This is a genomic window from Pseudoalteromonas sp. MEBiC 03607 (genome assembly GCF_004792295.1).
GTDB lineage: Bacteria > Pseudomonadota > Gammaproteobacteria > Enterobacterales > Alteromonadaceae > Pseudoalteromonas > Pseudoalteromonas lipolytica_C.
The window spans coordinates 478,547-504,938 of the sequence record NZ_SRRY01000002.1 but is presented as its reverse complement, the minus strand read 5'-3'; the positions used below and the strand labels follow the sequence as shown (position 1 = coordinate 504,938).

25 protein-coding genes are annotated in these 26,392 nt (G+C 42.0%); 8 read left to right on the top strand and 17 right to left on the bottom strand.

The features are described 5' to 3' along the window. Positions 1-541: 541 nt before the first annotated feature. The gene (locus E5N72_RS19230; RefSeq protein ID WP_135926712.1) at positions 542-1,687 is read left to right on the top strand and encodes a porin; all 1,146 of its coding nucleotides are present in this window, start codon (positions 542-544) and stop codon (positions 1,685-1,687) included. 12 nt (positions 1,688-1,699) lie between these two features. Continuing rightward, the gene (locus E5N72_RS19225) at positions 1,700-2,107 is read left to right on the top strand and encodes a phosphate ABC transporter substrate-binding protein (protein WP_135926711.1); all 408 of its coding nucleotides are present in this window, start codon (positions 1,700-1,702) and stop codon (positions 2,105-2,107) included. 68 nt (positions 2,108-2,175) lie between these two features. Here the strand turns inward: E5N72_RS19225 and E5N72_RS19220 are convergent, their stop codons facing one another. Then, positions 2,176-3,801 (bottom strand): methyl-accepting chemotaxis protein, encoded by a 1,626-nt coding sequence (locus E5N72_RS19220; protein WP_135926710.1) that lies wholly within the window; start codon positions 3,799-3,801, stop codon positions 2,176-2,178. A 484-nt stretch (positions 3,802-4,285) separates the two neighbouring features. On the opposite strand from E5N72_RS19220, the gene E5N72_RS19215 reads away from it, so the two are divergent. Next, entirely contained in the window at positions 4,286-5,884 is a 1,599-nt protein-coding gene (locus tag E5N72_RS19215; RefSeq protein ID WP_135926709.1) for an ABC-F family ATPase, read from the top strand. 586 nt (positions 5,885-6,470) lie between these two features. Here the strand turns inward: E5N72_RS19215 and katG are convergent. Beyond that, the gene (gene katG / locus E5N72_RS19210; protein ID WP_135926708.1) at positions 6,471-8,648 is read right to left on the bottom strand and encodes a catalase/peroxidase HPI; all 2,178 of its coding nucleotides are present in this window, start codon (positions 8,646-8,648) and stop codon (positions 6,471-6,473) included. Between the two features lie 264 nt (positions 8,649-8,912). On the opposite strand from katG, the gene E5N72_RS19205 reads away from it, so the two are divergent. Then, entirely contained in the window at positions 8,913-9,170 is a 258-nt protein-coding gene (locus E5N72_RS19205; protein ID WP_135926707.1) for a hypothetical protein, read from the top strand. Between the two features lie 63 nt (positions 9,171-9,233). On the opposite strand, the gene E5N72_RS19200 is transcribed toward E5N72_RS19205, so the two are convergent. Continuing rightward, a complete protein-coding gene (locus tag E5N72_RS19200) occupies positions 9,234-10,607 on the bottom strand; it encodes a GAF domain-containing sensor histidine kinase (protein ID WP_135926706.1) in 1,374 nt (457 codons plus the stop codon). A 272-nt stretch (positions 10,608-10,879) separates the two neighbouring features. On the opposite strand from E5N72_RS19200, the gene E5N72_RS19195 reads away from it, so the two are divergent. Beyond that, positions 10,880-11,770, top strand: coding sequence for a tetratricopeptide repeat protein (locus tag E5N72_RS19195; RefSeq protein WP_135926705.1), 891 nt, complete (start codon positions 10,880-10,882; stop codon positions 11,768-11,770). A 463-nt stretch (positions 11,771-12,233) separates the two neighbouring features. On the opposite strand, the gene E5N72_RS19190 is transcribed toward E5N72_RS19195, so the two are convergent. From E5N72_RS19190 to E5N72_RS19175, 4 genes are all read right to left on the bottom strand, one after another. Next, on the bottom strand, positions 12,234-13,013 hold the full coding sequence (locus E5N72_RS19190; RefSeq protein ID WP_135926704.1) for a nuclear transport factor 2 family protein: 780 nt from the start codon (positions 13,011-13,013) through the stop codon (positions 12,234-12,236). A 71-nt stretch (positions 13,014-13,084) separates the two neighbouring features. Then, positions 13,085-13,825, bottom strand: a complete 741-nt coding sequence (locus tag E5N72_RS19185) for a ferredoxin--NADP reductase (protein WP_135926703.1) — start codon at positions 13,823-13,825, stop codon at positions 13,085-13,087. 211 nt (positions 13,826-14,036) lie between these two features. Further along, entirely contained in the window at positions 14,037-14,738 is a 702-nt protein-coding gene (gene deoD, locus E5N72_RS19180; protein ID WP_036972525.1) for a purine-nucleoside phosphorylase, read from the bottom strand. After that, positions 14,738-15,967: a phosphopentomutase gene (locus E5N72_RS19175; protein ID WP_135926702.1), complete on the bottom strand. Its 1,230-nt coding sequence runs from the start codon at positions 15,965-15,967 to the stop codon at positions 14,738-14,740. Before E5N72_RS19175 ends, deoD begins: the two co-directional genes overlap by 1 nt. A gap of 191 nt (positions 15,968-16,158) precedes the next feature. Here E5N72_RS19175 and udk point away from each other — a divergent pair, with 191 nt between their 5' ends. The 3 genes from udk to E5N72_RS19160 all read left to right on the top strand — a co-directional run bounded on the left by udk (position 16,159) and on the right by E5N72_RS19160 (position 18,914). After that, a complete protein-coding gene (gene udk, locus E5N72_RS19170) occupies positions 16,159-16,788 on the top strand; it encodes a uridine kinase (protein WP_135926701.1) in 630 nt (209 codons plus the stop codon). A gap of 18 nt (positions 16,789-16,806) precedes the next feature. Further along, on the top strand, positions 16,807-18,030 hold the full coding sequence (locus E5N72_RS19165) for a NupC/NupG family nucleoside CNT transporter (protein WP_135926700.1): 1,224 nt from the start codon (positions 16,807-16,809) through the stop codon (positions 18,028-18,030). Positions 18,031-18,188: 158 nt separating this feature from the next. Continuing rightward, positions 18,189-18,914: a transporter substrate-binding domain-containing protein gene (locus E5N72_RS19160; RefSeq protein WP_135926699.1), complete on the top strand. Its 726-nt coding sequence runs from the start codon at positions 18,189-18,191 to the stop codon at positions 18,912-18,914. A gap of 2 nt (positions 18,915-18,916) precedes the next feature. On the opposite strand, the gene E5N72_RS19155 is transcribed toward E5N72_RS19160, so the two are convergent. From E5N72_RS19155 to E5N72_RS20675, 10 genes are all read right to left on the bottom strand, one after another. After that, positions 18,917-19,618 carry a transporter substrate-binding domain-containing protein gene (locus tag E5N72_RS19155; protein WP_135926698.1) on the bottom strand — a complete coding sequence of 234 codons (702 nt, stop codon included), beginning with the start codon at positions 19,616-19,618 and terminating at the stop codon, positions 18,917-18,919. A gap of 173 nt (positions 19,619-19,791) precedes the next feature. Beyond that, positions 19,792-20,001 carry a cold-shock protein gene (locus tag E5N72_RS19150; protein WP_036972536.1) on the bottom strand — a complete coding sequence of 70 codons (210 nt, stop codon included), beginning with the start codon at positions 19,999-20,001 and terminating at the stop codon, positions 19,792-19,794. A 201-nt stretch (positions 20,002-20,202) separates the two neighbouring features. Further along, complete coding sequence (locus tag E5N72_RS19145) at positions 20,203-20,907, bottom strand: hypothetical protein (RefSeq protein ID WP_135926697.1); 705 nt, start codon at positions 20,905-20,907, stop codon at positions 20,203-20,205. Then, a complete protein-coding gene (locus E5N72_RS19140) occupies positions 20,895-21,641 on the bottom strand; it encodes an iron transporter (protein ID WP_135926696.1) in 747 nt (248 codons plus the stop codon). Before E5N72_RS19140 ends, E5N72_RS19145 begins: the two co-directional genes overlap by 13 nt. Then, positions 21,628-21,945: a cupredoxin domain-containing protein gene (locus E5N72_RS19135; protein WP_135926956.1), complete on the bottom strand. Its 318-nt coding sequence runs from the start codon at positions 21,943-21,945 to the stop codon at positions 21,628-21,630. Before E5N72_RS19135 ends, E5N72_RS19140 begins: the two co-directional genes overlap by 14 nt. A gap of 19 nt (positions 21,946-21,964) precedes the next feature. Further along, positions 21,965-23,275, bottom strand: a complete 1,311-nt coding sequence (locus E5N72_RS19130; protein ID WP_135926695.1) for an ATP-binding protein — start codon at positions 23,273-23,275, stop codon at positions 21,965-21,967. Further along, a complete protein-coding gene (locus E5N72_RS19125; protein ID WP_135926694.1) occupies positions 23,275-23,934 on the bottom strand; it encodes a response regulator transcription factor in 660 nt (219 codons plus the stop codon). Before E5N72_RS19125 ends, E5N72_RS19130 begins: the two co-directional genes overlap by 1 nt. Positions 23,935-23,937: 3 nt before the next feature. Further along, a complete protein-coding gene (locus E5N72_RS19120; protein WP_240704578.1) occupies positions 23,938-24,555 on the bottom strand; it encodes a hypothetical protein in 618 nt (205 codons plus the stop codon). 50 nt (positions 24,556-24,605) lie between these two features. Next, the gene (locus E5N72_RS19115; protein ID WP_135926692.1) at positions 24,606-25,382 is read right to left on the bottom strand and encodes an SDR family oxidoreductase; all 777 of its coding nucleotides are present in this window, start codon (positions 25,380-25,382) and stop codon (positions 24,606-24,608) included. Continuing rightward, the gene (locus E5N72_RS20675) at positions 25,379-26,068 is read right to left on the bottom strand and encodes an iron-containing redox enzyme family protein (protein WP_205994345.1); all 690 of its coding nucleotides are present in this window, start codon (positions 26,066-26,068) and stop codon (positions 25,379-25,381) included. Before E5N72_RS20675 ends, E5N72_RS19115 begins: the two co-directional genes overlap by 4 nt. Between the last annotated feature and the right edge of the window lie 324 nt (positions 26,069-26,392).

Here is a 26,392-nt window from a genome sequence, read left to right as displayed (position 1 = left end):
GGTTCGAAAAAGATCTGGCAAACTGCTCTTCTCGATAAATAGGTTACTTGGCTGTGTCTTAGAAGAAGGTTGGTGAAGTTAATTTGGGTTCCCTCGTTGTCTTCTCATTCACTTCTCTTTGTGAATAAAAATATTGGAACCACAGAGGACACCGTGGCGCTGCGCGCTACACAGAGACACCAAAATTCACAAAGAGGATAAGAGACGCTTCGCTTTAGAGAGTTCCTTGTTTTCCTCAGTTCTCTCTGTGTCCCTGTGGTTAGAAAAAGATCTATCAAGCTAATATACAATTAACTGATGTACCCTTATTCATCTCTCTGTGCGCATAAAAAATCCTACGGGCTGATTTAAGATTAAGAGCACTAACAGATGCTTTTAGGGCGCTTTCCAACTTTAATTTGTACCTTTTTCAATTTAAAAATAACAACTTACTGATTGCCGTAATTACAATTTATCTGTAACTTGTGTCGCCCATTTCGCTACGCACTACTATAATATTAAGCGAAATCAACATTTTCATACTAAATACTAGGGATACACAATGAAAAAACTTCCTATTGCATTGGCTCTATGTGCTGCTTTTGTGTCTGCAAACACAATGGCAGAGGTTCGCATAAATGGCTTTGCTTCTATTGTTGGCGGTAAAGCCCTTGACGATGACGCAACGCTTTATGGTTACGATGACGATATTTCGTTTAAAAACGAAAGTATGTTCGCATTACAGCTTTCTGCAGATTTACAAGAAAAACTAAGCGCTACGGCACAAATTGTAGCGCGTGGTAGCGATGATTTTGATGCTGAGTTTGAGTGGGCTTATTTAACCTATGAGTTCAGCGATGAGCTACAAGTGAGTGCTGGTAAAATGCGTGTGCCTTTTTACCGTTATTCAGACTTCTTAGACGTTGGTTATACTTACCGTTGGGTTCGTCCGCCGCAATCTGTTTATAACCTCCCGTTTTCAACGTATGAAGGCCTAAGCCTGTTACATAACACGCAATTAGGTGATTGGGATTCAACCGTTCAAGTTATTTACGGTAGCTTCGATGGCAACATTGCTGTGGTATCGGTTAATGGCGATACAGAGCTTAATGATATTGCAGGTATCAACTGGACGATGAGCTACGACTGGTTCAGTGCTCGTGCTGCATACTTTGTAGCAGACACAACAATTGCAATCGAAAACGACACCGATGCAGGTGTTGCGCTTAATGGCCTTGAGCAAACACTTAGAGCTGCGGGCTTTGTTGATCAAGCTGATGATATTGCTGTTAACGAAGATGATGGCTCTTTCTTCGCTGTGGGCTTTTCGATTGATTACAACGACATTCTATTTGATGCTGAATACACTGAGTTTGAAGTAGAAAATAGCGCCCTTGCTAAACAAACTCAATACTATACCTCTGTTGGTTACCGTATGGATGAGTGGGTTGTGCACTTAACTTACGAAAATAACGACGACAAACACGATAGCAACCGCTACAACGCACTACCTGCAGTACCAGCTTTAAACGCAGGTATTAATCAGGTGCTTGAGGGCGTAAAAGCGAAGAGCAATGTGTATACCATTGGTACTCGTTATGACTTCCACCCATCAGCTGCTTTAAAAGTAGATTTCAGCCGCTTTAAAGATGATATTACAGATACAGAAACCGACGTTGTTGCTGTTGCTGTTGATTTAGTTTTTTAATTGGAGTTTATGATGAAAAAATTATTAATCGCTACAGCACTCACCGTTTGTTCGCACACTGCATTTGCTGATGTTGCTGTTATTGTAAACCCTGCAAATGGCAATGCTATTGATGAAGGAACTATCAAAAAGATTTACCTTGGCAAAGCAAAGTCGTTTGATGATGGCACCAAAGTAAACCCGGTAAACCAAGACGGCAACAGCGTAAGCGACGAGTTTAACGATAAGGTGGTTGGTAAATCGAGCAGCCAGCTTAACGCTTATTGGTCAAAACTGGTATTTACAGGTAAAGGTACGCCACCTGAAAAACTAGCAAACGATCAAGCTGTTATTGATTTTGTTGCAGCCAATAGCGACGCCATTGGTTATATCGATGCAGCAAAAGTAACTGATAAAGTTAAAGTAGTAGGTACTTTTTAAGTGCTAGCTTAAATACTCACTACCGTTAATAAAAAACCAGGCGATGCCTGGTTTTTTATGCGCTTAAATTACTCAACTTTAAATTTTGCAGTGGCGTCGAGTAACGAATCAGAAAGGTAGTGAAGGTTCTTCGCTACATCACGTACCGCCGAGAGTGAATCCATTGTTTCTTCAAACGACATATGCATATTCGACACGTTCTCAACCACCATACTTGCCACAGATGTTTGTTCTTCGGTGGCTGCGGCAATCTGAGAGTTCATACCGTTAATTGATAATATCTGCTCAGAAATTTTATCAATAGATTGCCCTGTATTTTCAGCAGCTTCAGCATTGTTTGTAGCCATATCTCGGGCTGAGTTCATAGCAGTTACCGCATCGCTTGCTGCGGTGGTTAGCGTTGTAAGTAGCTCTCTGATTTCGTTAGTTGAGTGTGATGTTCTTGAAGCAAGCTCACGCACTTCGTCAGCAACAACCGCAAAACCACGGCCTTGTTCACCTGCACGCGCAGCTTCAATAGCCGCATTTAAAGCAAGTAAATTAGTTTGCTCAGCAATAGAGGTAATTACGTTTAAAATTTGCGTTACATTTTTAGTGTCATTCGCCAGCTGGTTAATTGTCGAAGCAGCTTGGTTAATTTCATCACTTAATGTACGTGACTCACTTACAGAGCGTCTTATTTGCGTTCGGCTTTGCTCTACTTCCCGTTCTGCGGTTTGCGCAGCTTGCGATGCGTTTGCCGCTGAGTGAGAAATATCAGCAACACTTTGACGCATTTCTTCCATCGATTGCTTTACGATTTCGGCATCTGATGTTTGTTTAGTTGTTGCACGCTCGGCGCGTTCCATACCTTGCACAAGCCGGGTTGAGTTTTCCATTAATGGCTCACACACCGCTATTACTTCAAGTACAGCAGCCTTTAGTAGCTGTATAAAGGCATTAAAATTAATTGATACCTGTCCTATTTCGTCTTTAGCGTGTACTTCAAGTTGAGTGCTCAGCGAGCCTTTACCATCGGCTAACAAACGTAAGTTACTTGCCGCAGCACTGGCTGATGAGCCAATTCCACGGGCAATCCAAATCGATGTAGCAATTAGTAACAGTAATGAAACTACCGAGACAATCAGCATTAAATTAAGCGCATTGTCTGAACGAGCTTTGGTTGCTTGTACAAGCTCAAAAAAGCGATCATCAGCGCGAGATTGAGCACGCTTAAAACCTTCAAGCACGGCTTCGTACTGTTTGGTTTTTTGCTGGGCTTGCTGCTGAATTTTGCTGAAGTCGGCAGTTCCTTCAATCATCGAGCTTGCAATACTCGAAGACGTTTGTGCATAAAGCTCTAACTGTTTTTTTGTATCGCTATTCACGTAGACATCGTTAATGCTGATGATGTCTTGTAGGTTTTCGTTAATCTTTTTATAGGTTTGTGCTGCGCTATCGACTAAATCTGATTCACCAAATGTCACTGCCTGTGTATATAGTTCGTCTAGTTTTTCGAGTAAGGCTACATTGGCGGTAGTAAGTTTTACGACTTGATAGGATGACTTTTCTAATTCATCGAGTGAAATTTTGTTATCGTTCATAGCGATAAAGTTGGTTACCACTATAATCACGAATGCCGTTATGGCAATGCATGTTATGGCGTGTATTTTTTTTGTGATGCTCAAGTTATTGAATGAAATACTTGCAGACATTGAATCCACCTTTGCTGTCATATTACTTAGTATTATCGCCCGATTTCCCTAAAGTATTAACTATATTTATATATTTTCAGGTTTTTTTCTTATTTTGTGCCGTTTGTGGGAGGTCTTGTAGGAGGTACTTTAGTGCCGAACCAAAAATAAATAAGAGCTTTCAGTCTTCAGCTGTCAGACGCGCGAAACAAGTTTCACGCCTACGAATGAAACATAGGCGCTAGGACCTGGGTTCTGGGTTCTGGGTTCTGGGTTCTGGGTTCTGGGTTCTAGGTTCTAGGCGCTAGGACGCGATGTAAAATCGCTACTACCTCGAATCTCGCATCTCATAACTTTCCCCTTTCAGCTTGAAACTTTCTCTTTTTTAATGGCGTTCTTTGGGGCTGATCTGTATAATCCGCGGCCTATTATTTACCCTATTGCTTGTTTATTTTCGCAGTTTCTGCGCCCATAACCCTGTCAGTATTTTTCTAGGAATAATTCGTTGATTTCAACCGCAAATATCACCATGCAGTTTGGTGCAGAGCCTTTGTTTGAGAACATTTCAGCTAAGTTTGGTAATGGCAACCGCTATGGTTTAATTGGCGCGAATGGCTGCGGCAAATCGACCTTTATGAAAATTCTAAGTGGTGCGCTTGTGCCAACCTCTGGCAATGTGTCGATTGCACCGGGTTTAAAGCTCGGTACGCTTAGCCAAGACCAGTTTGCATTTGAGCAATACACTGTAGTTGATGCGGTTATCATGGGTGATGCCGAGCTTTGGAAAGTAAAACAAGAACGCGACCGTATTTATTCACTGCCAGAAATGAGTGAAGAAGATGGCATGAAAGTCGCTGAGCTTGAAAGCGTTTTTGCCGAAATGGATGGCTACACAGCAGAAAGCCGTGCAGAAGAAATTTTGATCCAAGCGGGTATTGAGCAAGAGTTTCATTACGGCTTAATGGCGAACGTTGCGCCAGGCTGGAAACTACGTGTGCTTTTAGCGCAGGCACTGTTTGCAAACCCTGATATTTTGCTACTTGATGAGCCAACCAATAACCTTGATATTCACACTATTACTTGGCTAGCTAACGAGCTTAACCAGCGAAAGTGTACGATGATTATTATCTCGCACGACCGTCACTTCTTAAACTCGGTGTGTACACACATGGCCGATATCGACTACGGTGAGCTAAGAATTTATCCTGGTAACTACGAAAAGTGGATCGAAGCTTCAAGCTTACAACGCGAACAACTGCTTGCTGAAAACGCTAAGAAAAGCGCTGAAATTGACGAGCTACAAGAGTTCGTAAACCGCTTTGGTGCTAACGCATCAAAAGCAAAACTAGCCAGCTCTCGTGCTAAGCGCATGGATAAAATTAAGCTTGATGAAGTAAAAGCATCAAGCCGTATTAGCCCATCACTTCGTTTTGACGAAGGTAAAAAGATGTATCGCCAAGCATTAGAGCTTACTAAACTAGGTCATGGCTTTGAGGGTGAAACCCTGTTTAGCGGCGGTGACTTATTGCTAGAAGCCGGTGCTAAGCTTGCGGTTATTGGTGAAAACGGTGTAGGTAAAACTACCCTATTACGCTGCCTAGTGAATGAAATACAAAGCAACGAAGGTGTGGTTAAGTGGTCTGAAAATGCCAGTATTGGTTATTGCCCACAAGACAGCAGCAAAGAGTTTGATAACGACTTAACTCTGTTCGATTGGATGTCGCAGTGGCGCACCGCTAAGCACAACGATTTAATGGTGCGTGCTATGTTAGGCCGTTTATTATTTACTGCAGATGACGCTAACAAAAAAGCGCGTAACTGTTCAGGTGGTGAAAAGAACCGTCTATTGTTTGGTAAGCTGATGATGCAAGACATCAATGTGCTAATTATGGATGAGCCAACTAACCACATGGATATGGAAGCCATTGAAGCGCTCAATAATGCTTTAAAAGATTACCAAGGTACGCTTATTTTTGTGAGCCACGACCGTGAGTTTGTATCGTCATTAGCGACTCGTATCATCGATATTAAAGATAAAAAGCTTATCGATTTTCAGGGCACGTTTGACGAATATATGGACCATGTTGCGCAACAAGCGCAGTAAGCTTAAACAGGTTTTATAGCTATTCCCTTTATTTGGTGGCTTTGGTGGTTCTGTTTAGATTTAAACATTGAACCACTAAGGCGCTAAGTGCTTCACAAAGAAACTAAATTCACAAAAAGGATAAGAGACGCTGCGCTTTAGAGGATTCTAATTGAGTAGCTGTCTATTTCGCATACTCATTGTCTTCTCGTTCTCTTCTCTTTGTGAGTAAAGACAATTGAACCACAGAGTACATAGAGGCGCTGCGCGCTACACAGAGAAAACAATATTTACAAAGAGATTATGGTTTCTCCTTCTCTTACTCTGTGCTCTCTGTGTCCTCTGTGGTTAGAAAAAGATCCAGCAGGCTAATACACATTTAATAATTATCTGAAGTCCGCTCATTCACTTCTCTTTGTGAAAAGGTTATTAGAACCATAGAAAGCACCGAGGCGCTGAGACGCGATGTAAAATCGCTGCTACCTCGTATCTCGTAACTTTACTCTTTCCCCTCGTAACTTTCCCCTTTCCCCTTGTAACTCGCTAACTTCCCTACATTAAAAAAGGCTACACATTGTGTAGCCTTTGTACTTAAAGGAATTTTAAATTAAATATCAAAGCGATCGGCATTCATTACTTTTACCCATGCGTCGACAAAGTCTTTCACAAAACGCTCTTTGTTGTCGTCTTGTGCGTAAAACTCTGCGTAAGAGCGTAGGATTGAGTTTGAGCCAAACACTAAATCAACGCGTGTTGCTGTCCATTTAGTTGCACCTGTGCTGCGCTCGACAATATCGTAAAGACCATTGCCTGTTGGCTTCCATGTGTAAGCCATGTCAGTTAGGTTTACGAAAAAGTCTGTGCTAAGTGTGCCTACATTATCTGTAAACACGCCATGCTTAGAGCCGCCGTGGTTAGTGCCAAGTACACGCATACCACCAACAAGAGCGGTCATTTCTGGTGCTGTTAAGCCCATTAATTGCGTACGCTCTAACATTAGCTCTTCTGCTGAAACCGCATAGTCTTTCTTCAACCAGTTACGGAATCCATCGTGAATTGGCTCAAGTACGTCGAACGAGTCTGCATCTGTCATCTCGTCTGTGGCATCACCACGACCCGGGGCAAATGGTACGGTGACGTCAACACCCGCTGCTTTTGCAGCTTGTTCAACCGCAGCAGAGCCACCAAGTACAATTAAATCAGCGAGGCTTACTGGTTTGCTTAAACCCGCTTGTACTGACTCAAGTGCGCTTAATACTTTAGCTAAACGCTCAGGCTCGTTACCTTGCCAATCTTTTTGCGGTGCTAGGCGAATACGTGCACCATTTGCACCACCGCGATGGTCTGAACCACGGTAAGTACGAGCGCTATCCCATGCTGTTGCAATTAAGTCTGCTTGGCTTACACCACAGTTAAGTAGCTTGGTTTTAAGCTCGCTAATTTCGCTGTCTGATAAGGTGTAATCCACCGCTGGGATCGGATCTTGCCAGATCAGATCTTCGCTTGGTACATCGGCACCCAAATAACGTGATTTAGGACCTAAGTCGCGGTGCGTCAGCTTGAACCATGCACGTGCAAACACATCACTAAAGTATTCAAAATCATCGTTAAAACGCTCGATAATCTTACGATAGGTTGGGTCCATCTTCATTGCCATATCGGCGTCGGTCATAATAGGATTTAAACGAATTGATGGATCTTCTACATCAACTGGTTTGTCTTCTTCTTTAATATCGATTGGTTCCCATTGCCACGCACCTGCAGGGCTCTTCTTAAGCTCCCACTCATAATTAAGCAGCAAGTAGCAATAACCGTTATCCCATTTGGTTGGGTGAGTTGTCCACGCACCTTCGATGCCTGATGTCATGGTATCGCGGCCAATACCGCGTGAGTTATGATTGTTCCAGCCTAGGCCTTGCTCAAACACATCAGCCGCTTCTGGCTCAGGGCCAACGTTTTCTTCGCTACCATTACCATGAGTTTTACCCACGGTATGACCACCCACTGTAAGTGCGGCAGTTTCTTCGTCATCCATTGCCATACGGGCAAATGTTTCGCGAACTTGTTCAGCCGTTTTAAGCGGATCAGGGTTGCCATTCACCCCTTCTGGGTTTACATAAATTAAGCCCATTTGTACCGCTGCTAATGGGTTTTCCATGGTGTCTGGTTTAGCTACATTTGAATAGCGCTCATCACTGGGTGCTAACCATTCTTTTTCCGCGCCCCAGTAAACGTCTTTTTCTGGGTGCCAAATATCTTCGCGGCCACCAGCAAAGCCAAAAGTTTTTAAACCCATTGATTCGTAAGCCATATTACCGGCTAAGATCATTAAATCAGCCCAAGAAAGTTTGTTACCGTATTTCTTTTTAATTGGCCAAAGTAAACGACGTGCTTTATCTAGGTTGGCGTTATCTGGCCATGAATTTAATGGTGCAAAGCGTTGGTTACCCGTACCACCGCCGCCGCGACCATCTTCTAAACGGTATGAACCCGCTGAGTGCCACGCCATACGGATCATTAAACCACCGTAATGGCCCCAGTCAGCAGGCCACCATTCTTGGCTTTCGGTCATTAGGTTTTTTAAATCGGTTTTAACGGCTTCAAGGTCTAGAGATTTGAATGCTTCTGCGTAATTAAAGTCTTTGCCGTAAGGATTCGTTTTGCTGTCGTGTTGATGAAGAATGTCGAAATTGAGTGCGTTTGGCCACCAGTCGGTATTTGATTGAGCGGTGACAGTGTTACTACCATGCATTACCGGGCACTGGCCCGTTTTTCCATTACTCATTATATGCTCCTCATAAGCTAAAAATATGACGAAACGCTAAAAGTTCACTTTTATCCCTTTCGTCATAAAGAGAGATTTTCTAATAGTTATGAATAACTAATAGCAAATAAGTTCCTGTTGTTTAAAACTATAGGAGTTGTACTTCGATAAAGCTAGATTAAGAACATAGTTTTAAATCGATTGCACCGATAGAAAAATCTGATTTGATTCATTTTGCAAAACCGTCCATTTTATAAGGGTATTATTAAACAGCGAGTAGCCCTTATGAAAACCATTAATCCTGAAGTTGCTAGACAACTAAGCATTAACTTTTTTATCGCCAATTTGCCTATTTTGATGTTAACGGGGCTGGTAGTTGCTTCGCTTGTGGGGCTAACCTTTAGAAGCTCGGTGTTGTTTTGGCTGGCGCTGTTAATCACACCTTTAAGCATTAATTATTTATATTCTAAGAAACGTATTAAACAGTTTTGCAAAGACAACAAATGCACTGATATTTCTTGCCTTGCCAAGCAAACTGATTAATTTTTAATTTTATTACCCAGTCACCAGATTATTTAGCCTGCAACTTGTTTAAAAATTAATTAGTTATGCAAGTTTTTGCGGCAATTTGAAGGTAACAGTAACGCCGTTATTTGGCTTGCTATCGATGCTTACTTCACCTTGCAGTGCTTGCGTTGCAAGGTTATAAACTATCGACATACCCAAACCACTACCGCCATTGCCACGTTTGGTGGTGAAGAATGGCTCAAACACTTTATGCATTACATCTTCACTCATGCCATGTCCATTGTCTAAATAGCAAATAGAGTAGGTATCGCTTTGTTTATCAACGGTTACTGATATTGTTATTTTATTTTGATCTCTGCCCACAAACCCATGTACACAACTGTTGTTAACAAGATTCAGAAAAATTTGGCTTAATGCCCCAGGTACAGTTATTAGCTTAAGGTCGTCATTACATTGAATATCGACTTCGATATTATGACTTCGGGTTAATGGCATTAAACTATGTAAAATATTTTCAAGGTAGTCTTTGATGTTTGTTTCAAGTAAGTTCAAAGATGATTGGTCAACAGCTGTTTGCTTAAAATCACTAATTAGCTTTGCCGCGCGCTCAAGATTTGCAAAAGAAATCTTAAAACATTCATTTAAGTGATTCATTCCTTCAAGTAATGCCGTTTTAGTTAACGTATTAGACTCTATTAATTTATTTAAGGTATTAAGTTTATCTTTTGCGGAGCTATTCGCGGTGACTGCAATGCCAATTGGGGTATTTACTTCATGTGCTATACCCGCTACAAGGTTACCAAGCGAAGCCATTTTTTCTGATTCGATCAACTTTTCTTGCATGGTCGTCAATTCAGATAAGGTCACTTCAAGCGTGCGAGTACGCTCTGCCACCCGTTGCTCTAATAATTGATTGGCACGTTCAAGCTTTGCATTGGTTCGTTCATTTTCTTGAGCCGACAGTGCTCTGCCATATAAATCTGCTAATGCACCGATAAATGAACACTCATCTTCACTCCAGTGCCTTGCTCCACCAATATGCTCACAACAGAATATTCCGATCATTTTACCTTTATAGCGAATCGGCGCATCGAGCATAGCGCCAATATTAAGCGGTTTCAGGTAGCTTTCACTAAACTCAAAGGTGGCTGGATCGGTATGGGCATCTTCTGCGGTGATCGTTCGCTGGGTATCGAGCGCTTTAAAATATGCTGGATATGCATCGCGTGGAAGAACCAGTGTCTGAATTTCCTGATTATTCTCTCTATCAAGTAATAATCGGCACTCAATGGCGGTGTTTTCGGCATTTAGAAGCCAGATCCCAGCTCTGCCTATTTCTAGGCCATCAAGAACAGCATTAAGGATTAAGCGTTCAGCTAATTCAACATTACCACTGTCAAGATCAGAGGAAATTGATACTCCATAGAGCAGTTGGACTAGTTGTTGGCGCATACCATCACCTTTTAGTTTTACATCAACTTAAGTCTAGACGAACATAGCCATTCTTAAAGACTGACTTTGAATATTTAAAAAACCTTTTAGTATTAAGTGGTTGTTCAGATAGACACAGGTATATTTATACCTAACTCCTGTTGATACCCCTTACGACTTTATGTTGTTTAAGCAGTTTGGCCAGCTCTCCCCCGAGTTGGCTTTTTTTTGCCTAGTCCCCAGTGCTCACGCATGTTAAAGTGAACCTAGAATTCACTAAACATAAATAAGTTATGCGTTATATCTTAATTTTAATCACTTTTTTAATGAGCTTTCATACGCTAGCGGCAGCCCAAAATGAACCTGAAAACCGCCCAGCCCTTAGTGAAGCCGAACAACAACAAGCACTGAATAACCTTCAAGAACCAATGTATAAGCCTCTTTTAGAGCGTTATATTCTTGATGAGTTAAAAGCAGTTCGCCAAGATCAGCAAAAACTGAGAGAAGATGTCACTAAGCAAGTCACTCATACACAGTTAGATACAGCTGATCGCGCGTTAACCTACACGACAGACACCATCAATAATGTGTTTTTCATTATTACAATTACTGCCTCAATTTTGGTTTTAGTTGGTTGGAATTCACTGCGTGATGTGAAAAACAAAGTAGAAGATATTGTAAATACACGTGTTAGTGCCATCACTAAAGAATACGAAGAGCGCTTAAAAGTTCTTGAAGAAAAACTACGTGAGCGATCTGAAGAGATCTTATTAAATCAGCAAAAAATCTCGATCACTAACGAAGTTCATTCACTGTGGATGCGTGCTAACTTAGAAAGTGATGTTGCCAATAAAGTAGAAATTTTTGACGAAATATTAAAACGTAAGCCTGAAGATGTAGAAGCGATTGCCTATAAAGCAGATGCACTGTTAGAAATAAATGAAACGGGTGAGGCTATTGAGCTATGTAATCAAGCCCTCGAAATAGACAGTGACTATGGCTATGCATACTGGCAACGTGCGTGTGCTTATGCATTACTTCATAAACATGCTGATGCGATGGCCGATATTCGTATGGCACTTGAATACTCACCCAACCTTCGTAACGAGCTATTACACGAAAGCGCTTTTGCCAGCCTTCACGACAACGACAGCTTTAATTCGTTGTTAAATGAAACGGTTTAGCCTAACCCCATGTAGCAGCGGGTTTATCCCGCGTCATAGGCGCTAGGATTTAGGATTTAGGCTCTAGGATTTAGGTGCTAGGACGCGATGTAAAATCGCTGGCTTTTAGCCGTTAGAGGTCAGATATTAGATGTCAGTCGAACGGCGGGGTTGGTTAGTTCGAGTGTTTTTCTCTGCAATGAAAACCTTGTTCGAGGCATTGTAGGAGGTACTTTAGTGCCGAATTGAACGTAGAAAAGAGCGGTCAGTCAGACGGACGCGCGAAACAAGTTTCACGCCTACATGTAGCAGCGGGTTTATCCCGCGCAATAGGCGCTAGGATTTAGGTTCTAAGACGCGATGTAAAATCGCTGCTACCTCGTTACTCGCATCTTTCCCCTTGTAACTTGCTAACTTTACTCTTGCTAACTTGAACCCACTAACTTTCACCCATAAAAAAAGAGCAGCTAGGCTGCTCTTTTTTCTATCGGAAGAATAACACTTTGGTTATTTTGCCGTTTTCGACTTGATAACTAGTTACAAACTCGGCTCGCTTATCAACGACTTTGGGATCCTCAGAACAAGTCTCTGATAGTTCATGATCAATCACTATATTACCGTGCACAATGCGTTTTATCGGTGAAGACTTAATGCACTTTAATTTTTTAAACATAATACCGTATCGTGCAATTAGCTTTTCTTTACCGGTAAACATAAGCTCATTTGGAAACGTATAAAACTCTACATTTTCATCATACATTTTGATAAATGCATCGATATTACGAGCGTTGTACGCTGCAATAACTTGCTCGATTACAGCCATAGATTCTCGTGACTGACGAGCTTTTTCTTGCTGTTTGGCTGTTAAGGCTTCTTTAGCTTGGTTTACTGCTTTTGTTGCTTCAGCAACTGCTTCTTGCTTTTCAGCTGCGGTTTTAGGTTGCGCAGCAGGTGCCGGGTTTACAGAGCCTATTACCTTACTATCATCAGCTTCGGCAACCGTCGCGGTTGCCGCTTCTTTCTTTTCAGTGTCCTTATTAACGGCTTCTGGTTTAGTTACTTCTGGTTTAGTTACTTCAGTTTGGCTTTTAATTACCGCAGAGCTTTCGCTCTCTGTAGCTTTGTCTTCAATAAATTCTAAACGTGCAACATCTTTCTTTTCTGTTTTTTGTTCGGTTTGTTGCTGGCTTTGTTCACTAGTTTGGTCACTAGCAAAAACCTGCCATGTGAATAGTAAACTGATGGCAAAAAATAACGGTTTCATAATTTTCCTAAATGCATCATGCCTCAATAAAGGCGCTAAGGTAGCAAATTATAGCTGTTTGGCATAGTTTTTTACCAATATTGCTCTACTGTGATCTGCCCAGGTTCACGACGTCTATTACGGCTAAAACCAAGCTCTAACAAAATAGCCGTGGTATCTTTTACCATTTCTGGATTACCGCAAATCATAAACTGTGTGGTGTCGGGAGCAACAGGACGGTCTATAACTTGAAATAAACGACGGTCTTTGATCACATCTGTGATCCGGCCATTAAATCCCACAGTGGCTGACTCTCGGCTGACTACAGGCGAATAGTAAAGATTTGGGTACTGATGCTGGAGCGCTTTGATTCGCTCTTGATAGCTTAAGTCCTCGTTAAAACGTACACCATGCACCAAATGAACATGCTCAAACTTTTGCCACACTTCGCCCTGCTCTAATATTGATATAAAAGGCCCTAGCGCCGTTCCTGTGCTCAGCATATATAGCTGTTCACTGCTTGGCACTTCATCAAGAGTAAAAAAGCCTGTAGCACGACGCTCAATTGTCACTGAGTCGCCCGGCTTTAATTGTGCAAGCTGTTGAGAAAGTTGTCCGTCTTTAACATTAATAAGATAAAACTCAAGATCAGGATTATTTGGTGCATTCACGTAAGAATATGCGCGTGCTACGCGTTTATCACCCACTTGCATTGCAAGCTTTGTAAACTGCCCAGCCGTGAATGGCTCTACATCGGCATTAACAATTAAGCTAAATAATGAGTCGGTCCACCATTTAACGTCTTTAACTTTTGCTTCAATCCAATTAGACATACAAACCCTCGAGTATTGTTCCTCTATTAAAGGTGGCAACAATTGCTTGAATTTTCAAGTTTTAAGGGGCGGTTGCGAGATGCAAACTGGATTTTACGCGAGATAAATACGCAGCTATAAAAAAAGCCGCATAAATGCGGCTTTGAGGTTAGTCTCACTTCACTTTGGGCGTGTTTCCAAATTTCAGTGAATACGTTACCAAGGAACTTATTTAAATTGATTCTAAAGCAATTTTAACCATTTCGTTAAAAGTGCTTTGACGCTCTTCACTTGGTGTTGCTTCACCAGTGATTACGTGGTCACTAACAGTAAATAGTGCCATCGCTTTTGCGCCGTACTCAGCGGCTACGCCGTACATGCCAGCTGTTTCCATATCAACAGCAAGTACGCCTAGCTTGTCTAATTCTTGATAGAATGTGTTATCTGCTTGATAGAATGTATCTGTTGTAAATACATTACCTACCTTAGCTTCAATGCCTAATTCTTTTGCTGCGTTTACACCATTAAGTAATAAACCAAAATCAGCAATAGCGGCAAAGTCGTAACCACGCACGCGTGCACGGTTTACATTTGAATCTGTGCTTGCACCTTGTGCAAAGATAACGTCACGGATTTTGATGTCGCTACCAATACCGCCACAGGTACCAATACGAATTAGATTTTTAACGCCGTAACTAACGATCAATTCACGGGCATAAATTGACATTGATGGAATACCCATCCCAGAGCCCATAATACTCACTGGTTTACCTTTGTAGGTACCGGTAAAACCATACATATTACGAACGCCTGTTACTTGTTTTGCGTCATCTAAAAAGTTTTCAGCAATGTATTGAGCGCGAAGCGGATCACCCGGCATTAATACCGTTTCTGCAAATTCGCCTACATTGGCACTGATATGAGGAGTACTCATTATTGGTTTCCTTTTTTGTTCGCTAATAGCTCATCTTTAAAGCTATCACCGTATTCAAGTGCAGGAAGATTAAACCACTGGGCAAGGGTTTGACCTATGTCTGCAAAACTAGCTCGTTCTCCAAGCGGGGTGTTTGTCATCCCCGGTTGGTAAGCAAGGACTGGCACGTATTCACGTGTATGGTCAGTACCTGCTGCTGTTGGATCACATCCGTGATCGGCAGTGATGATTAACACATCATCGCTATTTAGCTGATTTAAGATGGTTGGTAGGTAATCATCAAACTCTTTTAATGCTTTAGCATAGCCGACTGCATTACGGCGATGACCGTACTTTTCATCAAAATCAACTAAGTTTGTAAAAATCAAACTATGATCAGGTGCGCTTGCGATGACTTCTGAGGTTTTTTCAAGTAAGTTCATCAGCCCTGGCGCTTTGTGTTTTTGGGTGATGCCTTGATGCGCATAGATATCGGCAATTTTACCAATACTTATCACTTCACCGCCGTCTTGCGATAATTTATCTAGCAAGGTTGGCGACGGTGGTAGCACCGAATAGTCACGACGATTACCTGTGCGGGCAAAATCGTCACGGCTCGAACCCAAAAATGGCCGCGCAATCACTCTTCCTATGTTCATTTCATCAAGCAGCGCCCGTGCGATTTCGCAAACCTGATAAAGTTTCTCCAGTCCAAATGATTCTTCGTGCGCGGCTATTTGAAACACGCTATCAACTGAGGTGTAGCAAATCGGCATACCGGTTTGCATGTGCTCTTCACCTAGTTGTTCTAAAATGGTTGTTCCTGAGGCATAGCAGTTACCTAAAATGCCCGGAATACCAGCACGAGCAATTAGCTCGTCAACAAATTCTTGTGGAAAACACGGCTGTGTGTTTGGGAAGTAACCCCAATCAAATAACACAGGTACGCCGGCCATTTCCCAATGACCTGAAGGCGTGTCTTTACCACTTGATAACTCTTTAGCGTAACCCCATGCGCCAATAGGTGCTTGGCGGTCACTGACTAAACAAGGTTCTTTACCTGCGGCTTCGCATGCATCAGCTAAACCTAAACGGGTAAGATTAGGTAGCGATAACTGCTCACCGGTTTCTTCTGCATAGGCTTTAAGTAAATGAGCAAAGGTATTTGCGCCTACATCACCAAACTTCTCTGCGTCGGGTGCTGCGCCAATTCCTAGGCTATCTGCCATTAAGATAAGTGCTCTTGCCATGGGTACCTCGTTATCAATATGTGGCTACTTTATATGCTCTTCGAATTTTTGGTACAGGACATAAGTCCTGTTTCATAAAACAGAAACATTATAAATTTGCATCTCTAAGCGAAGCAAAAGAGATTAATCGTGTCTTTTTTGCTATTGTGATCTACCTAACAATGTTTCCTTCTGTGTGGGCGAGAACTTTAGTGACACGAACAATTATAGCTATTGCTGGCGCATCTGCGTCGGGCAAGTCTCTTTTTAGCAAGACGATTTATAACGAATTAGTCAATGAGCTTGAACCGGGCGCGATCGCAGTGATCGAAGAAGATGCTTATTACAAAGATCAGTCGCATTTGCCGTTTGACCATCGAACGCAAACAAATTACGACCATCCTGATGCTTTCGAGCATGAGCTTTTGCATGAGCACTTACTTCAGTTGCGCGCTGGAAAATCAGTAGACGTACCAACTTATGACTATGCAATGCACACCCGCAGCGATGAATCGCGTCGAGTGGCACCTGCAAAAGTACTTATCGTTGAAGGTATTTTGCTACTGAGTGATCCGGCACTTCGAAAAGAATTTGATATTAAGGTGTTCATTGATACACCGTTAGATATCTGCCTTATGCGCCGTATGCAACGAGATATGGAGCAGCGTGGCAGAACATTACAGTCCGTTGTTGATCAATATCAAGCGACAGTGCGACCTATGTTTTATCAGTTTATTGAGCCATCAAAGCACAAAGCTGATCTCGTAGTCACACGCGGCGGTATGAATCGCGTTGCCATTGATATAATTAAAAGTAAAATAAAATATTTACTGCAACAATAACAACGGGAAATAGTCAGTATGACGACATTTATGAGCTTAGTAGGCATTGTTGTGCTACTAGCCATTGCTTTCGCGGCTTCAACGAACCGTAAAGCAATTAATTTAAGAACAGTAGGCATCGCCTTCTTGCTACAAGTGCTAATTGGTGGCTTTGTCTTGTTCTTCGAAGTGGGTAAAAACGTACTGGCAAGTATGTCTCGAGGAGTGTCATCAGTTATTGGTTATGCCAATGACGGGATTAGCTTCTTGTTTGGCTCACTGGCATCGCAAGATACCCTAGGGTTTATTTTTGCGATACAAGTATTGCCCGTTATTGTGTTCTTCTCAGCACTGGTTGCTGTGTTGTATCACATCGGGGTGATGGATTGGATAATCAAGATTCTAGGCGGTGGCTTACAAAAGCTATTGAAAACCTCGCGCCCTGAATCGCTTTCTGCAACCGCCAATATTTTCGTTGGCCAAACAGAAGCACCATTGATTGTTAAACCATTTATCGCCAGCATGACAAAGTCAGAGCTATTTGCGGTAATGGTTGGTGGTCTTGCTACTGTAGCTGGTTCAGTTATGGCAGGTTACGTAACAATTGGTGTAGAGCTTAAATACTTAATTGCAGCCAGCTTTATGGCAGCACCGGGTGGCTTCTTAATGGCAAAAATGATTGTGCCAGAGACAGAAACACCAAAAGAAGATTTAGCAGATTTAGAGATACAAGAAGAAAAACCGGTTAACGTAATTGATGCAGCAGCATCAGGTGCCGCAAACGGGATGCAACTAGCACTAAATGTAGGTGCGATGTTACTTGCTTTCGTAGCACTTATTGCACTTCTAAATGGGCTATTAGGCGGTATTGGTGGTTGGTTTGATCACCCAACATTAACGCTACAAGAAATTTTAGGTTACGTATTCGCTCCAGTGGCATGGTTATTAGGTGTACCGTGGAACGAAGCAGTAATCGCAGGCAGTTTTATAGGTCAGAAGGTTGTAGTTAACGAATTTGTTGCTTACCTCGACTTTATTAATTATCGCGATACGTTAAGCGCGCACACACAAGCGATTGTCACATTCGCGTTATGTGGGTTTGCTAACTTATCATCGATAGCAATTTTACTAGGTGGATTGGGCGGTATGGCGCCTGGTCGGCGAAAGGATATCGCACGCTTAGGGCTCAGAGCAGTGTTAGCAGGATCTATGGCTAACCTCATGAGTGCAGCAATTGCAGGTTTTTTCCTCTCGCTAGCTTAGAAACTTAATGAGATGAGCCGTAGTTGCAAAACAATAGGATAGAACTTTAAGGGGTTAAAGGTCTATCTGACTTGAACGATACTTCACCAAGGGCCGCAAGGCCCTTTTATCGTTTTTATGTGCTAAGATTTATTTACTAAGTCTTTTTAAGTATCCGCATGAACCGTTTTCAACTTTTTATACTGATATTTTTTCTCAGTTGGCCTGCCTTCAGTACACCAACACTTACGGTTGTCACTGAGCTTTCTCCGCCAAATCAAACGTTAATTAATAATCAAGTAACAGGTGACAGCACCGAGTTAGTCAAAGCTATTTTTGCTAAAGCAAATTTACAGGCAAATATTGAGCTCTATCCGTGGGCACGTGCTTACAACATGGCACTAAAGAAACCGAACACACTTATTTTTAGCATGGCTAAAACTCCCGAACGAGAAGCTCTATTTCATTGGATTGGAGAAATAGCAACTTATCAAATGGGCTTTGTTAAATTAAGCTCTCGCAGCGATATAAACATCACCTCAAACGAACAGGCTAAACAATACAAGATTGCCGTGCAACGACATGACCTAGCGGCTCAGCGCTTAACTGAGCGAGGTTATGTCGTGGTATATACCTCAGACATCACTAAATCATATCAGTTATTAATGGCGGGCAAGGTCGATTTAATTATTGATGATAAAAATTATATAAGTGCAATGGCTGAGCAGCTAGCACTAGATGAGGCCCGCTTTAGCTTTGCTTACGCTATCGACTTTTTAACTATGAAAGGTTATTTAGCTGCGAGCCTAAATACGCAGCCAAGCTATATTAAGGCGCTTAAACAAGCGTTTGTTGAGGTTTCAAAAACAACCCAATACCAAAACGTGATGATGACAACAAACTAGCTTTACTCTATTGGGACAAAATAATCTGCAATATATTTTTCGAGTAAACCGCGCTGAATCAATCGATCATAACTTGTCTGTAGTTTTGATAAGATTTCATCAGGGATATCTTTATTAAGAGCTAAAAAGTTACCTTGTGTTCTCTCAAGCGGTAACTCAACCAGTTTGACAACCTCTTGCCCATAATGGCCGTATTGCATTAATAAATACCGAAATGACAACTCAGAGCCAACAATTAGTTCAACCTTGTTTTTTAAAAACAGATTTATACATTCATAGTAATGACTTACTTTTAATAAGTTCTTGTCTGCTTTAAACCCTAAGCTCTCTAAAAAGTTTTCGTAAATACTCTCTCTAACAGTACATACGCTGTATTCTTTTACTTGTGCTAGGTCACGCGGGTTGATGTGCTCATTAGATTTGAGGCGATAAAAGAAGTTTTTTGATGACGCAAGCGGGCCTATCCAATTAAATAGTGCTTCTCTGTCGGTAATACGCGCAGTTGACACTAAACCAGACAATGGCTTTTTTTGCGCTAAATGATAGGCTCTAGGCCAAGGCAATAGCTCAAATTGACACTCAATCTCTGCATCCACACACATTGCCCTAACAAACTCTAGGTTAATACCCTCTAGGTGACCTTTGTTGGAAAAGTTATAGGGTGGAAATTGCTCTGTATAAATGGTGATAGTTTGTTTTGCCATCAAACTCGGAGCAAAGCTAAGACAAGCTAAAAACAAATACTTTATGATAATTCGTACATCCTCATTAGATAGCCGAATTAAATATAGAAATATTCATATCTTCAGTCAATTTTTAGGCACAAAAAAAGCAAGCCTTAGCTTGCTTCTTCTTAATATTTACTTTTCAGCAAATATTATAACGGAGTGATGTTATCCGCTTGTGGGCCTTTTTGACCTTGTGAAAGAGTGAACTCTACACGTTGGCCTTCAGCTAAAGTTTTGAAACCGTCGCTTTTGATAGCGCTGAAGTGTGCAAACACGTCTGGGCCATTTTCTTGCTCGATGAAACCAAAACCTTTAGATTCGTTAAACCACTTAACTGTACCTGATACGATGTTAGACATAGTATTATTCCTGATATAAAAAAATTAAACATGCCCTAATGGGCGGGTGTAGCAAAAAATGAGATGGTACTTAAAAACTTCAGGACGGTACTACAAGTATTACTTATACAACAACGAAATAAAGATTTATTAATTACACGCTTTCTTTCTAGCTGGTGCCTACTATATAGAGTTACTTGAATAAGTCAAACACTATCGAAATTAAAACTCAAACTCTAAAGCCAAGCGAAAGCTATGGTCGCGGCCTGATTGCGATAATTCGCTTATAAATCCTGCTTCCCATTTTAATTGACGCTTCGCACTAAAACGATGCAAACCAATAAAACCAGGGCCCACACCAAAAAAGTCCTCGCCAGCATAAACTTCTATTGATGGCTGAAATGCAGAGCGATAGCGATAACGGTACTGCAAACGGAACTCACTTTCCCATTCATTTTCTATATCAGCCCCCCACTCATACACTAAAAATGCATTCATAGTCAGGCTAGTACGACCAAACTCTTTTTCCCATAAAAAGCCAGTCGTCGCTTCGTATGCATCTATAGTGTGCTGCTTTTCAAGTTCAAATAGTGCCCCCCAATCTGCCCATAAACGCCCTTGTTCTACAAGTTGCCAACGTAACTCCACCTCATATGAAGATAAGCCAAAGTCACCGTTATCATCGCGTTCGCCAACTAAATACCCTTCAAGGCTCATGGTGTCGTTAATTGCACCACCAAAACCTGCGCGCTGTGCAAGCACATTACCGTTATCGGTTTGCCTAGACACTAAGCGCCACTCAACTTCACGTTCAAAAGGTAACACGTAAGGGTGATATACTTTATCAACGACCATGCCATCTGCATGGACAACGTGTGCAAAGCAAATTGCAAACAGATAGCTAAAACTGATTATTAAGAACCGCATACAGGCTCCTTTTTATGTTTAACTTTTAGAGCGCGAGCCAAGGCAATAAATACGGCGCTCGCAATTACATATACCCAAAGCGCGGTTTTACTTGGCGTGGCTTCGTAACCGACTAAGGCTTTTAGCACCCGGCCAAGTTCTGAGTTTTCGGCTAAAAAGTTGCGCCAATCTAGATAGCTTGAAGTCACATCAATTAAATCGACCTGACTCGCTAAATCAAGAAATATTAATAACTTTGCTGTTGCATTTAAGGCAAGCAATACAATCAATGGCTGCATTTTCGCTCGTCTGGCAACACTTTCCAGCAAAAAGAACAATAAAATACCAAAGCTGACACAAATTCCTATTCCTAGAAAGGTGCCAAGCAGTAAAGGCTCAGCAGCATCTTTATTGTGCCAAAAACTGACTAGGTAAATCATGTAATGGCTCAAATATAGGGTCATTGTTGCAATGAGAGCAGCGGCGGCGGCTACAGTGTTTTGTTGACAACTGATTAATGCAGCAACAAAAATCATGATACATAGCAACATTTGAATGAACTCTAAACCACGGTGTTCAAACAACTGGCTCATCGTCGCCGCACCTTGTACAAATAGCAAACTAATAATGGTGCCAATAACAGCATATAGACCTAATTGTCGCTGATTAAGAGGTACTATCAACCTGAGTAACACGGCTAAAATCACAACCGGTAAAAGCTGATTAATGCTCATTAATAAACTAGTTATCAGCATTATCTACCTCCGTAGCCACAACCGTTCCTCGGGCCGTATTAGGAGAAAATTCGCCAAAAAAGTCATAACGCCCAGGGCTTAGTGGGCCGATATAAATCACACTGGTTCGGCCAGGATAAAGCACTTTTTCGCGGTTTAAATCAAAGCTATCGAACTCTTCAGGAGTGCTATCTTGATTTTCGATGAGTAAACGTAGCTTTTTATTGGCAGGTACTTTTATTTCAGCGGGATAAAACAAATGATCTTTTAAGATCAGTTTGTATTCTTTGGCATAAGCAAGCCAAGATGACATACACAATAACATAGACAGTGCAGCAATCCATTTATTCACTGACGTCTCCTTGCATAAAGGAAACGCTCACTCGCAAGCCGCCAAGGTGGCTGTCTGCTAAAGTAATATCAGCGTTATAAATCGATACTATGTGTTCAACAATGGCCATACCAAGCCCTGCTCCTTGCTCACCCGATGGATGTTTATCACCACCCACGCGATAAAAGCGATTAAAAATGCGCTGTTTTTGAGCTTCATCAATACCGGGTCCCGAGTCATCTATTTGCCAGATAAAACGATTATTTTCGGTTTTCAGGGTAATACAAATCTCTCCCACAGCTGGGGTGTATTTTATGGCGTTACTCAGTAAATTGCCAAACAAAGTAATCAAGGTAAATTCGTCACCAGCAATAATAAAATCATCGCCATCAATGCTGATGATATGCTCTTTTTCGTCTATACGATCATAAAGTTGTGCAACAACTTGCTGGCTAATTTCTAACACCGACACTGAACTAAATTGCGCCTGCCATTGCTCTGGATAAGTCCGCCCTAAAATTAGCATCTGCTCAACGATATTGCTCAACTTATCAACGCCTTTTTCCATCGCATCAAGCTCAACACTATCGACACCTTGGGCAACTAAATTATGTACATTTATTTTTAAACTACTCAGCGGCGTGCGCAGTTCATGGGCTGCATCAGAGGCAAAAAAGCGCTCTCGTAAATAGGCACTTTCAACCCGTTTAAATAGGTCGTTTAAGCGGCTAATTACGGGTTTTATTTCTTGCTCTGGGGTTTGCCAAGGGATAGCCGTAAAGTCATTTGCCTGACGATGTTTAAGTTGATTCGACAACCGAGTTAGTGGCGCAAGCCCTTGTTTTACAAACACACTAATAAGGAGAGCAAGGATAGGCACACTCCATAACAGCGGCGTCATAGCCGATAAAATTACAGTTTCGGTGAGCGCCACTCGCTTACTCAAAGGCTCAGCAATAAGCACTCGCTTATTACCTTCGCTTAAGCGATACACTTTGACTCGTTGCCCGGCCAAGTTCTCAACGCTAAACCCGGTTTGCCACTGACTTTGATTTATAGCGTTATTCTGCAATGACTTTGAGCTTGAGGCCAAGCTGTCATCAACCCAAACTTGAAATAATAACTGCGGTAAATCACTCGTATAAGCTGGGGTTTCATTACTAAGTGGTTGCTCGATTAACACATGCGCCAACGTTACCAGCTCGTTATCGAGCAGCGCTTCAGCCTGATTCATGCTTTCACGATAACCTTTAGTAAAAGCCAAAAAACAGGTTAGGATCACCATGGATAAGATAAGTAATGTCAGTCTTTTACGAATTGACACTAGCGTTTACCCACCACATAACCAATACCACGCAAGGTTTTAATAAACTCTTTTGGGAATTTTTTACGCAAGTGATGAATGTGCACTTCGATGGTATTTGACCCCACCTCTTCGCCCCATTCGTATAGTTTACTTTCTAACTGTTGTTTTGATTGCACGCGACCTTGGTTTTCTAGCAAGGCTTTAAGGAGCATAAACTCTTTGCGCGGCAAGTTTACCGGCTCATCTTGAAATCTTACGGTAAATGCGGCGGTGTCCATTTCAACATCGCCAACTTTTAAGGTGCTGGTTTGAGCTTGGGTCAATCGCCGACTAGCAACCCGAAGGCGTGCAAATAACTCTGCGGGATCGAAAGGTTTTGCAAGATAATCATCAGCACCTAAATCTAGCCCCATGACTTTATCATCAATACTACCGCGAGCGGTTAAAATCACCACCGGCAGGTTTTTACGATGCTTTTTGATGTGCTTTAGAATGTCGATGCCATCACCGTCTGGTAGTCCTAAATCAAGGACTACCAGCTCAATTTCATCATTTTGCAGCCATTGCATCGCTGACTTAACGGTTGCACTGTGTTCAACACTATAACCTTGTTGACGTAAAGAACGACACAGGCCTTCTGCCACTAAGTGGTCGTCTTCAACGAGCAATAAATGCATAGCTTATCTCTTTAATTTTTTCTCTACCTTAGCCAATAGTTTAGTAATTTCTTGTTGGCGGTAAAGGTCTGCCTTTGGTCTATCAGGGCGCGCTGGCGCTTGCTGAGCTACTAATAAAAATTCTTTAGCTGACTGATACTTATACTCATCATATAAAAATGACGCATATAAATAATTACTATCGATTCCATAAGGATTTAGCTCAAGGGCTTTTTTAAACAGTTTTTTGGCTTCATCATCATCACCAAAGCCAATTGGCCAACCTGGCACTTTGCCGTATAAAGTTGCCAAACTTGTATAAGCCGAACCATTCAGTGCTTGTGGATCAAGCTTAAGCGCTTTTTCAAATTGTGCTTTGGCATCTTTTGCAAGACCCAGCGCACCTAATCCCCCTTTCGCACCTGCATAGCTCGATAACACGATACCGTACCAAATATGGCTTGCCGCTTGCTGATCGTTCGCTTTTGTAAACTCTGCGGTTTCATTCGCTAACTTTTCAAAGGCATCTAGCTGCGCATCGTCAACTAATTCGTAATTAACCACAGCCCATTGCTTTTGCACCGAACTTAAATCGCTATTAAAGTCGGCTTTTGCAGGCGCAGCCATGATAACAGCTATCATCATTAGAGCTTTAAAATTTAGTTTAGTCATAATCATTCACCTTAATCAATTTAGTTGGCAAAAAAACTTTTAATTTTAGGAAGTTGTTTTGCTATTGCGTTATCAACTAATGATGGAAATGCCCCGTTAATACGAGCAAATAATGTTTCTGGGAAGCCGATAAAACGGCGACGTTTTTTGGATTTAATTAAATCTATTAATGCATCAGCCACTTTTTCAGGCGGGTCCATGGTGTTACCCAACTCTTTGTTCATCGCACGTACTTGCGGCGAATTAATCGCGGTATCGGTGGCACGAGGCGCTAAGTACAATACTTTCACATCACTGTGACTAAGCTCTCTGGCAAGGGCTTCGGTCATTCCTCTAAGGCCAAATTTGCTGGCACAGTACAAGGTTTGATATGGATAGCCGATGCTGCCAAACGATGAACCTATATTCACAATCGTGCCTTTATTACGGGTAATTTGTGGTAAAAACAGCTGACACAATTTAATAGGTACATTTAGATTAATATTTAACAGATGATCAATTTGCTGCTCGCTTATTTCACTAAAGCCTTGCATCACATTAACGCCCGCGTTATTGATAAGCAGCGTTGCGCCGCCAATTTGCTGGGCAAACTTAGCAAGATCATTGCGAGATTCACTGTTACTTAGGTCGGCTTGAAAATACTCAGCGTCATTGCCGCACTCCAATTGCAATGCAGCAAGTTGCTTTATATTTCGGCCTACCAATAATACACGCCAACCTTCTTTTGCAAGGCGAAGGGCAATGGCACGGCCAATGCCCCCTGTTGCACCGGTTAGCACACACACTGGGCTACTCATGCGCTTTGCTCCAAGTCAGCCTCGCTAAAGAAAGGTTCTGAATCGAGGTCACGGAAAATATTGCCGTACAGTTTATAAAAACATTTTGCGGCGTTAATAATCGCTTGCTGATCGTCCTCGTTATCTATTTTGTTCATCAGATTTTCGAAAAACTTCACGTGCTCAATATCAAGAGCACCATGCGAGGTAAGGTAGGTAAACGCCTTTTTAGGTAAACCTACAACCTCACGGATTTGCCCCGCTGCATTATCGGCTAAGGCAATCGAGGTGCCTTCAAGCACATGCACCATGCCAAAGAAGGCCAATGGGTTACCGCGATTAATTGTATCGTAGGCATACGACACCATTAATTCAGTCGAAAATTGTGGACGAGAATGACGCACTAACTCTTTATCAAAACCACAGGCTGCAATATCGTTTAGCACCCATTCTTGGTGGCCTAACTCTTCTTCGATGTATTCTGCAACAGCTTCGCGCAACCACTCTTGTTTATCGCTTAGCTTTGCGCCTACAGCCATTAGCAGTGGCACGGTGTGTTTAACATGGTGATAAGCTTGCGTTAAGAACGATGCGTATTCACTCAGGCTGACTTCACCTTTAAAAACGCGGCTAATAATTGGCGCAGCTAAAAGGTAGTCGCGCTCTTTCTGTGTTTCGGCTTGTAATGTATTGAAAAATTGACTCATGCTCGTCGCCTCTTGATAAAGTGCTGAAATCTCTGTAGCAAAAAATTGATTAATAACATCGCGTTTGGGGCGATTATTGCTGGTTAATAAACCTTGCGTGTGGCTCATAGGCTCTGCCATTCGATGCCACTTTTTGATCTGTGCGTATTCGGGTAGTTGCGCGTTTTGTGCCGCAATATGAGCAGCAAGTTCATCGTCACTCATCGCTTGGTTTGCATAGATAAGCGCAGCTAAAAATGCTTGGCCTTCGCCAATCACCACCGCTTGTTGTACCTGGCTGTGGCTAAGCAATAACGACTCTGGCCACTCGGCACTGATATTGCG

Excerpts from the sequence above, each read along its gene's own strand:
- E5N72_RS19230 (WP_135926712.1), top strand. The coding sequence starts at position 542 with ATGAAAAAACTTCCTATTGCATTGGCTCTATGTGCTGCTTTTGTGTCT.
- E5N72_RS19225 (WP_135926711.1), top strand. The coding sequence starts at position 1,700 with ATGAAAAAATTATTAATCGCTACAGCACTCACCGTTTGTTCGCACACT.
- E5N72_RS19220 (WP_135926710.1), bottom strand. The coding sequence starts at position 3,801 with ATGTCTGCAAGTATTTCATTCAATAACTTGAGCATCACAAAAAAAATA.
- katG (WP_135926708.1), bottom strand. The coding sequence starts at position 8,648 with ATGAGTAATGGAAAAACGGGCCAGTGCCCGGTAATGCATGGTAGTAAC.
- E5N72_RS19205 (WP_135926707.1), top strand. The coding sequence starts at position 8,913 with ATGAAAACCATTAATCCTGAAGTTGCTAGACAACTAAGCATTAACTTT.
- E5N72_RS19200 (WP_135926706.1), bottom strand. The coding sequence starts at position 10,607 with ATGCGCCAACAACTAGTCCAACTGCTCTATGGAGTATCAATTTCCTCT.
- E5N72_RS19195 (WP_135926705.1), top strand. The coding sequence starts at position 10,880 with ATGCGTTATATCTTAATTTTAATCACTTTTTTAATGAGCTTTCATACG.
- E5N72_RS19190 (WP_135926704.1), bottom strand. The coding sequence starts at position 13,013 with ATGAAACCGTTATTTTTTGCCATCAGTTTACTATTCACATGGCAGGTT.
- E5N72_RS19185 (WP_135926703.1), bottom strand. The coding sequence starts at position 13,825 with ATGTCTAATTGGATTGAAGCAAAAGTTAAAGACGTTAAATGGTGGACC.
- deoD (WP_036972525.1), bottom strand. The coding sequence starts at position 14,738 with ATGAGTACTCCTCATATCAGTGCCAATGTAGGCGAATTTGCAGAAACG.
- E5N72_RS19175 (WP_135926702.1), bottom strand. The coding sequence starts at position 15,967 with ATGGCAAGAGCACTTATCTTAATGGCAGATAGCCTAGGAATTGGCGCA.
- E5N72_RS19165 (WP_135926700.1), top strand. The coding sequence starts at position 16,807 with ATGACGACATTTATGAGCTTAGTAGGCATTGTTGTGCTACTAGCCATT.
- E5N72_RS19160 (WP_135926699.1), top strand. The coding sequence starts at position 18,189 with ATGAACCGTTTTCAACTTTTTATACTGATATTTTTTCTCAGTTGGCCT.
- E5N72_RS19155 (WP_135926698.1), bottom strand. The coding sequence starts at position 19,618 with ATGGCAAAACAAACTATCACCATTTATACAGAGCAATTTCCACCCTAT.
- E5N72_RS19150 (WP_036972536.1), bottom strand. The coding sequence starts at position 20,001 with ATGTCTAACATCGTATCAGGTACAGTTAAGTGGTTTAACGAATCTAAA.
- E5N72_RS19145 (WP_135926697.1), bottom strand. The coding sequence starts at position 20,907 with ATGCGGTTCTTAATAATCAGTTTTAGCTATCTGTTTGCAATTTGCTTT.
- E5N72_RS19140 (WP_135926696.1), bottom strand. The coding sequence starts at position 21,641 with ATGCTGATAACTAGTTTATTAATGAGCATTAATCAGCTTTTACCGGTT.
- E5N72_RS19135 (WP_135926956.1), bottom strand. The coding sequence starts at position 21,945 with ATGTTATTGTGTATGTCATCTTGGCTTGCTTATGCCAAAGAATACAAA.
- E5N72_RS19125 (WP_135926694.1), bottom strand. The coding sequence starts at position 23,934 with ATGCATTTATTGCTCGTTGAAGACGACCACTTAGTGGCAGAAGGCCTG.
- E5N72_RS19120 (WP_240704578.1), bottom strand. The coding sequence starts at position 24,555 with ATGATAGCTGTTATCATGGCTGCGCCTGCAAAAGCCGACTTTAATAGC.
- E5N72_RS19115 (WP_135926692.1), bottom strand. The coding sequence starts at position 25,382 with ATGAGTAGCCCAGTGTGTGTGCTAACCGGTGCAACAGGGGGCATTGGC.
- E5N72_RS20675 (WP_205994345.1), bottom strand. The coding sequence starts at position 26,068 with ATGAGTCAATTTTTCAATACATTACAAGCCGAAACACAGAAAGAGCGC.